Genomic DNA, 12,652 nt, shown 5'->3' with positions numbered 1-12,652 from the left:
AGCCCCATGATGAATGATGAAATTGGTGAAGCTGCAGGCCTTATCTGGACATATTTAAATACCCGTGGCGAAGCGTCAGTCACGCGTATATGCAAGGATACGATGCTTGAGCCTAAGCTGTGTCAGCGTGCTATTGGCTGGTTGGCAAAAGAAAATAAGTTGGGCTTTAGACAGCAGGGGCGAACAGAACTGATCAGTCTGCTTTAAGTTTTGAGTAGCGGCGTTTCACAGAAAACGCCCCACGGATATCACCCATTTTGTAGCCGGTGGCCATGTCACTGGGATAATTTTTATCTATCAACTTCTGAACGGGTAATGCAATCTGACTGCCATGACACGATAAGCAGAGTTTATCAGTTGCAATGGCTTTCATATAACGCCACTCATATTCCAGCTCTGAATCTACTCTTTCTACGAAGCTGAGTGATTGAATAGCCTCACCCGTCTTTAGACGTGTTTCAAAACTTTGTAATACACCAGTTTCCCAACTGTCTGCCTCATTATCAGGATTTCGAACGCGTAAACTGGTTCGATGAATATCAAGACTGTATTTTTTTGAGACTTCGTCAGCAAGAGTAGGTGCCACCAACTTACAGACTGAGATAGCCTCTATAGGACCACCATCCTGCAAGGCGGACATCAACGCTTCTTTGAGATGGGTAGACAAATCCTTAATAGCTGCCTGAGCATCACGTTCAAACGCGATTTGCTCTTGGTTTTCAGCAAAAGCGGGTAAGGCTAAACCGAAAGCAACAATGAAAGGGATAAAACCTCGCATAGGCATTAGTTCAGAGCCATATGGAATACGCCATAGAACATAATCGGCCAGCAGGTGTATGGGCTGAGTAAAATATGCAACAGCGTCTTTTTAGGAGCGAAACCGACACCATGAATAAAACCGATACAGACACCAACTAATAACGCCATTAATAAATCATGATCCGATTTACCATTTTCCATCAAAAGCCGGTTAGGGAAAATTAATATGGCAGCAGATAAGCCCAGTGCAGTTAATAAACTAATTAAACGTACACCAGACTTATCTATCCACGAATTAGTCATCCAATGTATCCATCGGGCAGTTTTCTAACCACATCACATTAATGATACCGAATGCGACGGCTAATAAAACGCCAAGTATCCAAGCAAAATACCACATAATAGATTCCTAATAGGTTGAATGTTGGTTACCGCGAATAAAGTTCACGTCGAGTCTTCGCCACATACGACGATAGGTCCAGAAACTGTAACAAATTATAATTGGCACCATGACGATGGCCACCCAGAACATGATTTTTAATGTCAACAGACTGGAGGTGGCATCCCACATGGTCAGACTATGATTCACAGCATCACTTGATGGCATGACAAATGGGAACATAGAAAAACCAGCTGTCAGAATGATGCCTGTCAGTGTTACGGCACTACTTATAAAAGCCATACCAGGACGGGACAAGTGAGAGAATAGATACACACCAATCATCCCCAGAAAAGCAAATGCTGGGGCTAAAATCATCCATGGATATTGCTGATAGTTCAGCAACCAACCTCCCACTTGGGTGGTGACTTCTTTCATATCCGGAGTGAAACTTGAGTTTGCGGCTGGCATAGCGCTCACAACATAGCCATCCATACCAAAAGAAACCCACAAACCTGCAAGAGCAAATGCGATCAATAAAGCAACCGAACTGGCTTTAGCCACCTGAGTTGCCCGCCACTCCAGACTATCCAGTGTACGAATTTGTAACCAAACAGAGCCATGCATAACGATCATTAACAAGCTGACCACGCCGGATAATAAGGCAAAGGGATTAAGCAGTTGTAAAAATCCACCCGTGTAATTTGGACGCATCATATCGTCGAAGTAAAAGGGGACGCCCAACAATAAATTACCAAAGGCGACACCGAAGATAATCGGGGGGACAACACTTCCCACAAATAAACCCCAATCCCAGCTTGAACGCCAGCGTGAGTTATCCAGTTTGCTGCGATAATCAAAGCCAACAGGTCGTAAGAAAAGTGCAAATAGCGTTAACATCATGGCTAAATAAAAGCCTGAAAATGCCATGGCATAAACAAGGGGCCATGCAGCGAATAAAGCACCACCGGCAGTAACCAACCAGACTTGGTTACCTTCCCAGTGAGGGCCTACTGTGTTGATCATAATACGGCGTTCTTCGTCTGTATGACCGATAAACGGTAATAAAATACCGACGCCCATATCAAAACCATCGGTGAGAGCGAATCCGATGAGAAGAACGCCCATCAGCAGCCACCAGATTAATTTTAGTGTTTCATAATCAAGAATCATGATTAGCCTCTCTCTGCTGATGCTTCATAGTGGTAACGGCCGGTATGCAAGCTGCTCGGCCCTTGCCTGACGAACCGAATCATCAGATAGAGTTCAACAATTAACAGCAGGGTATAGAACACCACTAAGGCAATTAAACTGTTTTGAACATCACTGGCAGATAAGGTTGATGTCGAAATATGTGTTGGCAAAATGCCACTGATGGTCCAGGGTTGACGACCAAATTCAGCAACAAACCAGCCTGTTTCTGCCGCTATCCAGGGTAGCGGTAGACCGAGCATCGCCAGACGCAGTAACCATTTCTTTTTGTATTCTTGTCGCTTGGCGCAATGATAGAAAGACAAGAAAAAGATAATCAGCATGGCAAAGCCAGATGCGACCATGATCCTGAATGCCCAGAACATCGGTGCAACAGGTGGCACGGTATCATGCGCTGCTGCTTTTATTTGCTCATCCGTCGCATCGGTAACGTTATTGGTATATTTTTTCAATAACAAACCATAACCCAAGTCATCTTTGACTTTATCAAATTCGGCTTTGGTTTCCTCTGTTACAGGGCCGTCACGTAATTGTTTTAACAGCGCGTAGGCTTTCATACCATTACGAACACGGTCTTCATGCTCTGCTCTCAGGTCTTTAATCCCAGCTACGGGCTCAGTCACTGATCGTGTAGCAATTATGCCCAGCAAATAAGGGATTTTAACGGCGTAGTCTGTTTCCATTGTTTCGTCATTAGGCCAGCCGAACAAGGTAAAGGCGGCTGGTGGTTCTGCTGTTTCCCACTCGGCTTCAATTGCCGCTAATTTGGTTTTTTGCACATCACCTACTTCATAACCGCTTTCATCACCCAGCAAAATGACTGAGCATATTGCCGCTACGCCGAAACCTGCAGCTACAGCGAAGCTGCGGCGAGCAAAACCGACATCACGGTTTCTTAGTAGGTAATAAGCGCTGATACTTAATACAAACATAGCGCCAGTGACATAACCGGCTGCAACGGTGTGAATAAATTTCACCTGTGCGACAGGGTTGAAAAATACTTCGGCAAAGCTGGTGAGCTCCATACGCATTGTTTCATAGTTGAAGTGCGCTCCGACCGGATTTTGCATCCAGGCGTTTGCCACCAGAATCCACAATGCTGAGAGATTTGAACCTAGTGCGACCAGAAAAGTGGTGGTGAGATGTTGTCGTTTACTGAGTCTGTCCCAGCCAAGGAAAAACATACCAACAAAGGTCGATTCAAGCATAAATGCCATCAAACCTTCTATGGCAAGTGGGGCGCCGAAAATGTCGCCAACGTAATGCGAATAATATGCCCAGTTGGTGCCAAACTGGAATTCCATAGTCAGTCCGGTGGTCACCCCAAGGGCAAAGTTAATCCCGAATAACTTACCCCAGAACTTTGTCATGTCACGGTATATTTCCTTACCTGTCATGACATACACCGATTCCATAATCACCAGAATCCATGATAGCCCCAGCGTGAGCGGCACAAATAAAAAGTGATACAGTGCCGTGATAGCGAACTGCAAACGGGATAAGTCGACTAAGTGTTCAGAAATCAAGGTGAATCTCCATCTGAAGAGTGATTAATAATCACGTCAGCGACGGCGTCATGGTCAATGTCGTCGGGGGCGCTACTAAAAAATAAATGCCATATAAGAAAAAGTAATAACAGCTTGCAAACCAACATAATGCTAAGCTCAATTATTAATTTCCTATCAGTGAATAATTTCTTCGCCACTATTCCACCACAACAGAAGTTAAGAAAACATGATCTTAGTCAATTTTAGTCAAATCAGGTTGCAAGCTTTTTAAATTAAGGTGCGAATAATACGCCTGCTAGTCTAAAAGCCAGTATTTTGAGGTCCTTATTTACAAAACTTTACAAACTTGTCACTTTAAAAGCGAGGGAATATTTACACGAATTCGGATTAAACCGGTTTTTTTTCACAGATATGTTGCTTCTGTGTTGTCTGTTAGGCTTTTATCCTGCTAACCTTCGGTGGGAACAATTTTAGGTAGATATCTCAATAATGACGAATACATACAATGCATCTGCCATTGAGGTTTTGACGGGACTTGAGCCTGTCCGTAAACGACCAGGCATGTACACCGATACAGCACGTCCCAACCATCTTGCTCAAGAGGTCATTGATAATAGTGTTGACGAAGCGGTAGCAGGCCACGCGAAACAAATTCAGGTTACCTTACATAAGGATAATTCACTGGAAGTCAGCGATGATGGCCGTGGTATGCCGGTTGATATTCATCCGGAAGAAGGTGTTCCAGGTGTTGAAGTTATTCTCACGCGCTTACATGCGGGGGGGAAATTCTCCAACAAAAACTACCGCTTTTCCGGCGGTTTGCATGGTGTCGGTGTTTCCGTTGTTAATGCATTGTCCTCGCGTCTGGAAGTCAAAATTCGTCGAAACGCTACCGAGTATCAAATTGCGTTTGAAAGTGGTGCTTTGGTTGAAGCCTTGAATGAAATCGGTACGGTGGGTAAACGAAATACTGGCACCACTGTCAGATTCTGGCCTGAAGAACCGTTTTTTGATTCTCCTAAATTTTCTGTCCCCAGACTAAGACATGTACTGCGAGCAAAAGCCGTTTTATGTCCCGGTCTCGTGGTGACCTTTACCGATTTATCGGGTAAGGAGAAAGTGGAAGATCGCTGGTGCTACGAAGATGGTTTAAATTCATATCTTTCTACGGCGATGACCGATGCACCCTGTGTTCCTGCAACGCCTTTTGTTGGTCATATGAGTGAAGAGTCACAGGAAGTGGACTGGGCGCTTATGTGGCAGCTGGAACCTGGCGATGAGTTGGCAGAAAGTTATGTCAACCTGATTCCAACAGCTCAGGGTGGAACCCATGTTAATGGCTTACGTAGTGGCGTACTGGAAGCACTCCGGGAATTTTGTGAGTTTCGTAACTTATTGCCAAGAGGCGTGAAGTTAGCACCGGAAGATGTCTGGGAGCGTTGTTGTTATGTGTTATCCGTCAAGTTAGAGGATCCCCAATTCTCAGGTCAGACCAAAGAGCGTTTATCTTCTCGTCAATGCGCTGGCTTTGTGTCTGGTGTGGTGAAAGATGCCTTTAGTTTATGGCTGAACCACCATGTAGAAGATGGTGAAAAAATTGCCGATCTGGCAATTAATAATGCGCAGTCCAGATTAAAGCAGGCGAAAAAAGTGGTACGCAAACGCGTACAGTCTGGTCCGGCGCTGCCCGGTAAGTTAGCGGATTGCGCTTCTCAGGATCCTTCGCGTACGGAATTATTTTTAGTGGAAGGGGATTCGGCTGGCGGTAGTGCCAAGCAAGGCCGAAATAGAGAGTTTCAGGCCATCATGCCATTACGTGGCAAAATTCTGAATACATGGGAAGTGGAACCAGGACAGGTGCTGGCCTCTCAGGAAGTCCATGATATTGCCGTCGCTATTGGTGTGGATCCCGGTTCTGATGATTTGTCGGGCTTACGTTACGGTAAAGTTTGTATTTTAGCCGATGCGGATTCAGATGGTGCCCATATCGCCACCTTATTATGTGCGTTATTTGTCAGACATTTTCGCCCCCTGGTTGAAGCAGGTCATATCTGCGTTGCTATGCCACCGTTGTATCGTATCGATGTGGGTAAACAAGTGTTCTACGCACTGGATGATGAAGAACGTAAGATTATTCTCGACCGAATTGAAAAAGACAAAATCAAAGGTAAAGTCAGTACACAGCGCTTTAAAGGCCTGGGGGAAATGAATCCCATGCAACTGCGTGAAACAACGATGGCACCTGATACCCGACGTTTAATTAGACTGACCATTAATGCTGAAGACGATACGATGATGACGCTGGATAAGCTTTTGGCTAAAAAACGTGCTGCTGATCGTAAGTCCTGGCTTGAGCAACATGGTGATTTGGCGGATCTGGCCGCTTTATAAATGATAAAGAGATATAACCCATGACTACTTTCGTCGATGATTTGGAGAATATGCCGCTACGCGATTTCACTGAAAAAGCGTATCTGGATTATTCGATGTATGTCATTCTGGACCGCGCATTACCGCATATTGGTGATGGTCTGAAACCTGTTCAGCGGCGGATTATTTATGCAATGTCTGAACTGGGTCTGAGTGCCTTATCCAAGCATAAAAAATCAGCCAGAACAGTCGGTGACGTCTTAGGTAAATACCATCCACATGGTGATTCTGCCTGTTATGAAGCCATGGTATTAATGGCGCAGCCGTTCTCTTATCGTTATCCCTTAGTCGATGGACAAGGAAACTGGGGCTCAATCGATGACCCTAAATCTTTTGCTGCAATGCGTTATACCGAAGCGCGTCTGGCAGCTTATTCGCAGGTTTTATTAAGTGAGTTGGGACAGGGCACAGCGGATTGGGTGCCGAATTTTGACGGTACCATGGATGAGCCGTCCTTGTTGCCAGCCCGGTTGCCTAACCTATTACTAAACGGTACGACAGGGATTGCTGTGGGGATGGCCACTGATGTGCCTCCTCATAATCTGCGTGAAGTGGTTAATGCCTGTTTACGCCTATTAAAAACACCCAAAAGTACTCTGGAAGATTTGCTTGAAGATATTCAGGGGCCGGATTTCCCAACTGGGGCTGAAATCGTTTCCAGTCGCGATGAAATTCATAAAATGTATGCCACCGGGCATGGCTCGATAAAACAACGGGCATGTTATAAAAAAGAAGAAGGTGAAATCATCATCTATGAATTGCCCTATCAGGTGTCCGGGGCAAAAGTGCTGGAGCAAATTGCGGCTCAGATGCAGGCAAAAAAATTACCGATGGTAGCCGATTTGCGCGATGAGTCGGATCATGAAAATCCAGTTCGTCTGGTCATTATGCCTCGTTCCAACCGGGTTGATATCGACAGTCTGATGTCGCATTTATTTGCGACGACTGATTTAGAACGCAGCCATCGTGTCAATATGAATATGATTGGCATGGATGGTCGTCCGCAGGTGAAAAATCTGTTGGATATGCTGCAGGAATGGTTGGCCTATCGTGTAGAAACGGTTCGTCGTCGTTTGCAATATCGTCTGGATAAAGTGCTGGATCGCATGCACGTCCTGGAAGGTTTACTCGTTGCCTATCTGAATATCGACGAAGTCATTGCGATTATCCGTACTGAAGATGAACCCAAAGCAGTGATGATGGAACGATTCGGTATTACTGACAGACAAGCCGAAGCCATTTTAGAACTGCGTTTACGCCATTTAGCCAAGCTGGAAGAGATGAAAATCCGTGGCGAAATGGATGAGTTGAGTAAAGAGCGCAAACAGCTTGAATTATTACTAGGCTCAGACACACGCTTAAAAACACTTATTCGAAAAGAATTGACGGCTGATGCAGAAAAATTTGGTGATGACAGACGCTCAAACATCATTGAAAGAAAGGCCGCAAAAGCATTAAATGCCACGGAATTATTACCGACAGAACCATTGACCATCGTGTTATCTGAAAGTGGTTGGGTACGCGCTGCTAAAGGTCATGATGTTGATCCTGCTTCGTTAAATTTCCGTACAGGTGATCGTTATTTTGCTTCAGTAAAAGCCAGAAGTAATCAACAGATTGTGTTTCTGGATGATACTGGACGTAGTTACTCGCTGGGAGCACACACGCTCCCTTCTGCCAGAGGTCAGGGTGAACCTTTAAGCGGGCGTTTACAATCACCTGCCGAGGCCAGGTTTGTGGCTGTGATGGTAGTTGAACCTGAACAGTCCGTCTTACTGACCAATACGGCAGGTTACGGATTCATCACCACGCTTGATAATTTATTGGCTAAAAATAAAGCAGGTAAGGCCATTTTTAATATTCCAAAAGGCGCTGCTTTGCTGCCACCGTTATTTATTGACAGTAAAGAGACACAGATTGCCGTTGCCTCCGGCGATGGTCGTTTACTGGTGTTTCCTGCTGATGACATTCCGGAAATGAATAAGGGCAAAGGGGTTCGTCTGATCAATATTCCTCAGGCCAAATTCACCTCGGGTCAAGAATGGATGCAATCTGTCGTTATAGTACCTAATGAACAGGGGCTCACCTTACATGCTGGCCGACGTCATTTAACGTTAAAAGCCGCTGATTTAGCCCATTATGAAGGCAGTCGTGGTAAAAGAGGACATAAGCTTCCACGCGGCTTACAGAAAGTCAGTGGTATGGAAGTCGCTGAATAAATTTCATTACCGTGACAACGATGTCATATGACGCTGATAGCGTTGAAGAACAGCCAAAGTATTCTTTCTTCAGCCACATGGCTGTTTTTGCGTGATTTTATAACGATCGCTGCTCAATCTTGTTAAGATATGAGCGCTTAAATAACAAGAGCTTAAAGACCAAACAATCTAATGAAAATCCTGATAAGCAATGATGACGGGTATATGTCGAAAGGCATTCGCACTCTGGCAAAAGCGATGGCAGAACTGGGGGAGATCACCGTTGTCGCCCCTGATAGAAACAGAAGTGGTGCCAGCAATTCACTGACACTGGAAAATCCGCTAAGACTTGAACAACAAGAAGATGGCGTCTATCGCGTTGAAGGCACGCCGACAGACTGTGTGCATCTGGCGATTACAGGCTTACTGGAGGATGAACCGGATATGGTGGTGTCGGGTATTAATGCTGGCGCCAATCTGGGTGATGATGTGCTTTACTCTGGTACGGTAGCGGCGGCCATGGAAGGACGTTTTCTTGGCTTGCCAGCAATCGCTATATCACTCACATCGCATAATGGCACCCACTACGAGACAGCAGCCTGGGTAGCCAAGAAACTTGTTGCCCAGCTTAAGTTATCTGCATTACCCGCTGATACGATTCTGAATGTGAATGTGCCGGATTTACCTATTGACGAAATTACCGGTATTGAAAGTACAAGACTTGGCCATCGTCACAAAGCCGAGCCGGTCATTAAAGAAGTGGATCCACGTGGTCGTATGATGTACTGGATTGGGCCTGCTGGTGAAGAGGAAGATGCGGGTCCAGGAACTGATTTTGATGCTATCCGGCGCGGTGCTGTTTCGGTGACTCCTTTGCAAATTGATTTAACACGCTACGATGCTATTGATGGCGTTGCCAACTGGTTGAAAGATATCTGAAATGAAAACCGACTACCGAGGCATCGGCATGACCTCACAGCGCACACGCGATCGATTGGTAACTCGATTACAGGAGCGTGGAATCAAGAATAATGAAGTGCTTTCTGTCATTCGTGAGATGCCAAGACATTTATTTGTCGATGAAGCTTTAGCCAGCCGTGCTTATGAAGATACGGCTTTGCCGATTGGTCATGGTCAGACTATTTCACAGCCATATATTGTGGCAAAAATGACTGAAATCCTGCTCGAAGATGGGCCACGCCAGAAAATTCTGGAAGTAGGAACGGGTTCCGGTTATCAGACAGCGGTGTTATCTAAACTGGTTGAACGGGTCTACAGTGTTGAACGAATTTCACCGCTGCAAAATCAGGCTCGTGAACGTTTTTATCAACTTAAACTCAATAATATAAAACTCAAACACAGTGATGGTAACTGGGGTTGGGAATGGTATGCACCGTATGACGGTATTATTGTGACCTGTGCGCCTGAACACATCCCATTAGAATTATTAAAACAGTTAGCGCCGGGCGGACGTCTGGTGATACCGGTTGGTACAAGTCAGGGTCAGTCTCTACGTGTGATTGATCGTCAGGGTGACAGGTACGAAGAAACGGAGTTAGATCCTGTCAGTTTTGTTCCTCTATTGAGTGGTCAGATTTAATGCGCTTATTTTCAGGTTTGTATGCACAAGTGATGATATGGGCCCGACATAAGTACGCGACCTACTGGTTAGCTTTAGTCAGTTTTACCGAGTCTTCCTGTTTTCTTGTGCCACCGGATGTAATGCTGGCACCGATGACCTTAGCCAGACCAGAACGTGCCTGGTTTCTGGCTACTTTAACCACAGTGACATCAGTTTTAGGCGGACTGTTGGGTTATCTCATTGGCTTGTTTGCTTTTAATATGGTTGAACCCTGGCTGGTGTCTTTAGGTTATATGAATGCATATAACCATGCTGCAGAGTGGTTCCATGAGTGGGGAATCTGGGCCATTTTTCTTGCTGGATTTACACCGATTCCCTTTAAAATCTTTACTATCGCGGCCGGCGTAGCCAGCATGGCTCTATTACCATTTATATTTGGTTCTTTGGTTGGGCGGGGAATGCGTTTCTTTCTGGTGGCGGCTTTAATGCGTTGGGGCGGTGCTGAGTTAGAGTCAAAACTTCATTTATGGATTGATCGTATTGGCTGGTTTACGGTGTTAGCACTGGTGATAGGTTATTTTATCTTCATATAAATTTATGCAATGGATCTGGCCGTTACTACTGGTTTTTACCTTAACATCCTGTGGTGGTGGAAGCCGGGCGTTGGCGCCAGTTGGTTCCTATGGTTATGAAAGCAATCAGCGGAAAATAGCCAAAACGCCTTATTCTTATACGGTCAAAAAAGGCGATACTCTGTATTCCATAAGTTGGCGTTATGGAATGGATTACAAGGAATTGGCGCGTATTAATGGCATTCGGTCTCCTTACACCATATACGTCGGACAAAAGTTAAAATTCAGAGGTTCTACGTCAAGTACTAGGGCGCCGTCCAGTTCCAGCAAACAAAAAGTAGTGACCAAGCCGACGACGCCTGCACCAAAACCTAAAACACAAGCGAAGCCAACTTCCCAGCCAGCAACTGCCTCAACAAACTCCAGCTATACGGGTAGCCAGAACTTGCAATGGCGCTGGCCGACGGATGGACTGGTGATTGCGACATATTCCAATAGCAGTTCAGGTGGTAAGGGTATTGATATTTCTGGCAAAGCCGGGCAACCGGTAGTCGCCGCCGCTTCAGGAAAAGTGGTTTACAGTGGTAATGGTTTGCCGAGATATGGCAACTTATTGATTATAAAACATAACGATGTTTACTTGAGTGCCTATGCGCATAACGAACGTTTGTTAGTGAAAGAGGGCGAGGTTGTGAAGTCTGGGCAAAAGATTGCCACATTAGGACGGACCGGTACTCAGCGATACCAACTGCATTTTGAAATTCGTCGTAATGGTAAACCTGTCGATCCACAACGTTTTCTACCCAAACAATAAACGCTGGGTACGCCATTTTTATGACAAATCAGCTACAATATGTGGCTTGCCGGATTCGCCGGTAGTTCAATCAAATTTACTAGAGGTTACCTTTGGAACTAGGCGCAACGATGCAGCGAATCAAAGACCTACGGGATCGCAGTGACGATCTTAGGGGGTATCTTTGACTATGATGAGAAAGCTGAACGATTAATTGAAGTCACGCGCGAACTGGAGTCGCCCAGTGTGTGGGAAAATCCGGAAACTGCTCAGAAACTAGGGCAGGAACGTGCGAGTTTAGAAAAAATTGTCACCACCTTATCCGGCCATCGTGACATGCTGGATGATGCAAAAGAATTACTCGAATTAGCCGTTGAAGATAATGATCAGGCCACGTTTGATGCGATCCAGGCTGATCTGAATGAATTAGAAAAAGGTCTGGAAAAGCTGGAATTTCAACGCATGTTCTCCGGTAAGCTGGATAAAAACAATGCCTATCTGGACATTCAGTCAGGTTCTGGTGGAACTGAGGCGCAAGACTGGGCAAATATGATTTTGCGTATGTATCTGCGTTGGGGTGAGTCACAAGACTATAAAGTCGAATTGATGGAAGTCTCTGCTGGTGAGGTGGCGGGTATTAAAAGTGCCACAGTCCGGTTTGAAGGCGAATATGCCTTTGGTATGCTGCGGACCGAAACCGGTGTACACCGCCTGGTTCGTAAGTCACCGTTTGATTCTGGTGCGCGTCGCCATACCTCATTTGCATCGGTATTCGTTTATCCGGAAGTGGATGACACCATTGAAATTGATATCAACCCGGCAGATCTGAGAACCGATACTTATCGTTCCAGTGGTGCCGGCGGTCAGCATGTTAATACGACGGATTCTGCTGTTCGTATTACGCATGTACCTACCAATACGGTGGTGCAATGTCAGACCGAACGCTCGCAGCATCAGAATAGAGACCGTGCAATGAACCAGTTACGTGCGAAACTGTACGAACTGGAGTTGATGAAACAAAACGAAGTGAAACAGGCTGCTGAAGAGTCGAAGTCAGATATTGGCTGGGGCAGTCAGATACGTTCTTATGTGCTCGATCAGTCCCGCATCAAGGACCTGCGAACAGGCGTCGAAACCGGCAATACTCAAGCGGTCTTAGATGGTGACCTGGACCAATTTATTGAAGCCTCACTCAAATCAGGATTATAAGCTGGAAACC

Annotated in this window: 14 protein-coding genes; 8 read left to right on the top strand and 6 right to left on the bottom strand. The window is 45.6% G+C overall.

All coding sequences use genetic code 11. The features are described 5' to 3' along the window. The first annotated feature begins 6 nt into the window (after positions 1-6). Positions 7-207, top strand: a complete 201-nt coding sequence (locus tag AC13DA_RS09185) for a winged helix-turn-helix domain-containing protein (RefSeq protein WP_007146825.1) — start codon at positions 7-9, stop codon at positions 205-207. Here AC13DA_RS09185 and AC13DA_RS09180 read toward each other — a convergent pair. Genes AC13DA_RS09180 through cydP form a run of 6 tightly spaced genes read right to left on the bottom strand, consistent with a single transcriptional unit; the run spans position 194 to position 4,055 of the window. Beyond that, positions 194-778 (bottom strand): Tll0287-like domain-containing protein, encoded by a 585-nt coding sequence (locus AC13DA_RS09180; RefSeq protein WP_284450946.1) that lies wholly within the window; start codon positions 776-778, stop codon positions 194-196. The genes AC13DA_RS09185 and AC13DA_RS09180 overlap by 14 nt on opposite strands. Positions 779-783: 5 nt before the next feature. Beyond that, positions 784-1,062, bottom strand: a complete 279-nt coding sequence (locus tag AC13DA_RS09175) for a cyd operon YbgE family protein (RefSeq protein ID WP_284450947.1) — start codon at positions 1,060-1,062, stop codon at positions 784-786. Continuing rightward, positions 1,055-1,159 (bottom strand): cytochrome bd-I oxidase subunit CydX, encoded by a 105-nt coding sequence (gene cydX, locus AC13DA_RS09170; protein ID WP_040576631.1) that lies wholly within the window; start codon positions 1,157-1,159, stop codon positions 1,055-1,057. The genes AC13DA_RS09175 and cydX overlap by 8 nt, the downstream gene beginning before the upstream one ends. A gap of 9 nt (positions 1,160-1,168) precedes the next feature. Further along, entirely contained in the window at positions 1,169-2,311 is a 1,143-nt protein-coding gene (gene cydB / locus AC13DA_RS09165; protein ID WP_007146822.1) for a cytochrome d ubiquinol oxidase subunit II, read from the bottom strand. 2 nt (positions 2,312-2,313) lie between these two features. After that, positions 2,314-3,876, bottom strand: coding sequence for a cytochrome ubiquinol oxidase subunit I (locus AC13DA_RS09160; RefSeq protein ID WP_273180263.1), 1,563 nt, complete (start codon positions 3,874-3,876; stop codon positions 2,314-2,316). Then, positions 3,873-4,055: a cytochrome oxidase putative small subunit CydP gene (gene cydP / locus AC13DA_RS09155; protein WP_431522803.1), complete on the bottom strand. Its 183-nt coding sequence runs from the start codon at positions 4,053-4,055 to the stop codon at positions 3,873-3,875. The genes AC13DA_RS09160 and cydP overlap by 4 nt, the downstream gene beginning before the upstream one ends. Positions 4,056-4,347: 292 nt before the next feature. Between cydP and parE the strand changes: the two genes are divergently transcribed. The 7 genes from parE (at position 4,348) to prfB (ending at position 12,642) form a co-directional block, all read left to right on the top strand. Then, positions 4,348-6,249 (top strand): DNA topoisomerase IV subunit B, encoded by a 1,902-nt coding sequence (gene parE, locus AC13DA_RS09150; RefSeq protein WP_040576630.1) that lies wholly within the window; start codon positions 4,348-4,350, stop codon positions 6,247-6,249. Positions 6,250-6,269: 20 nt separating this feature from the next. Continuing rightward, a complete protein-coding gene (gene parC / locus AC13DA_RS09145) occupies positions 6,270-8,507 on the top strand; it encodes a DNA topoisomerase IV subunit A (protein WP_284450948.1) in 2,238 nt (745 codons plus the stop codon). Between the two features lie 171 nt (positions 8,508-8,678). Next, positions 8,679-9,425, top strand: a complete 747-nt coding sequence (surE, locus tag AC13DA_RS09140) for a 5'/3'-nucleotidase SurE (protein WP_007146817.1) — start codon at positions 8,679-8,681, stop codon at positions 9,423-9,425. Between the two features lies 1 nt (position 9,426). Beyond that, entirely contained in the window at positions 9,427-10,086 is a 660-nt protein-coding gene (locus AC13DA_RS09135; RefSeq protein WP_007146816.1) for a protein-L-isoaspartate(D-aspartate) O-methyltransferase, read from the top strand. Next, positions 10,086-10,661: a YqaA family protein gene (locus tag AC13DA_RS09130; RefSeq protein WP_284450949.1), complete on the top strand. Its 576-nt coding sequence runs from the start codon at positions 10,086-10,088 to the stop codon at positions 10,659-10,661. Before AC13DA_RS09135 ends, AC13DA_RS09130 begins: the two co-directional genes overlap by 1 nt. A 4-nt stretch (positions 10,662-10,665) precedes the next feature. Beyond that, positions 10,666-11,454 (top strand): peptidoglycan DD-metalloendopeptidase family protein, encoded by a 789-nt coding sequence (locus tag AC13DA_RS09125; RefSeq protein WP_284450950.1) that lies wholly within the window; start codon positions 10,666-10,668, stop codon positions 11,452-11,454. 110 nt (positions 11,455-11,564) lie between these two features. Beyond that, a protein-coding gene (prfB, locus tag AC13DA_RS09120; RefSeq protein ID WP_139031940.1) for a peptide chain release factor 2 occupies positions 11,565-12,642 on the top strand; the annotation gives its coding sequence in 2 pieces (ribosomal slippage) (positions 11,565-11,618 and positions 11,620-12,642; 1,077 coding nt in all). Positions 12,643-12,652: the final 10 nt, after the last annotated feature.

The sequence above is a fragment of the Methylophaga sp. F-2 genome (assembly GCF_056859315.1).
This window is presented reverse-complemented; position numbering and strand designations above follow the sequence as displayed.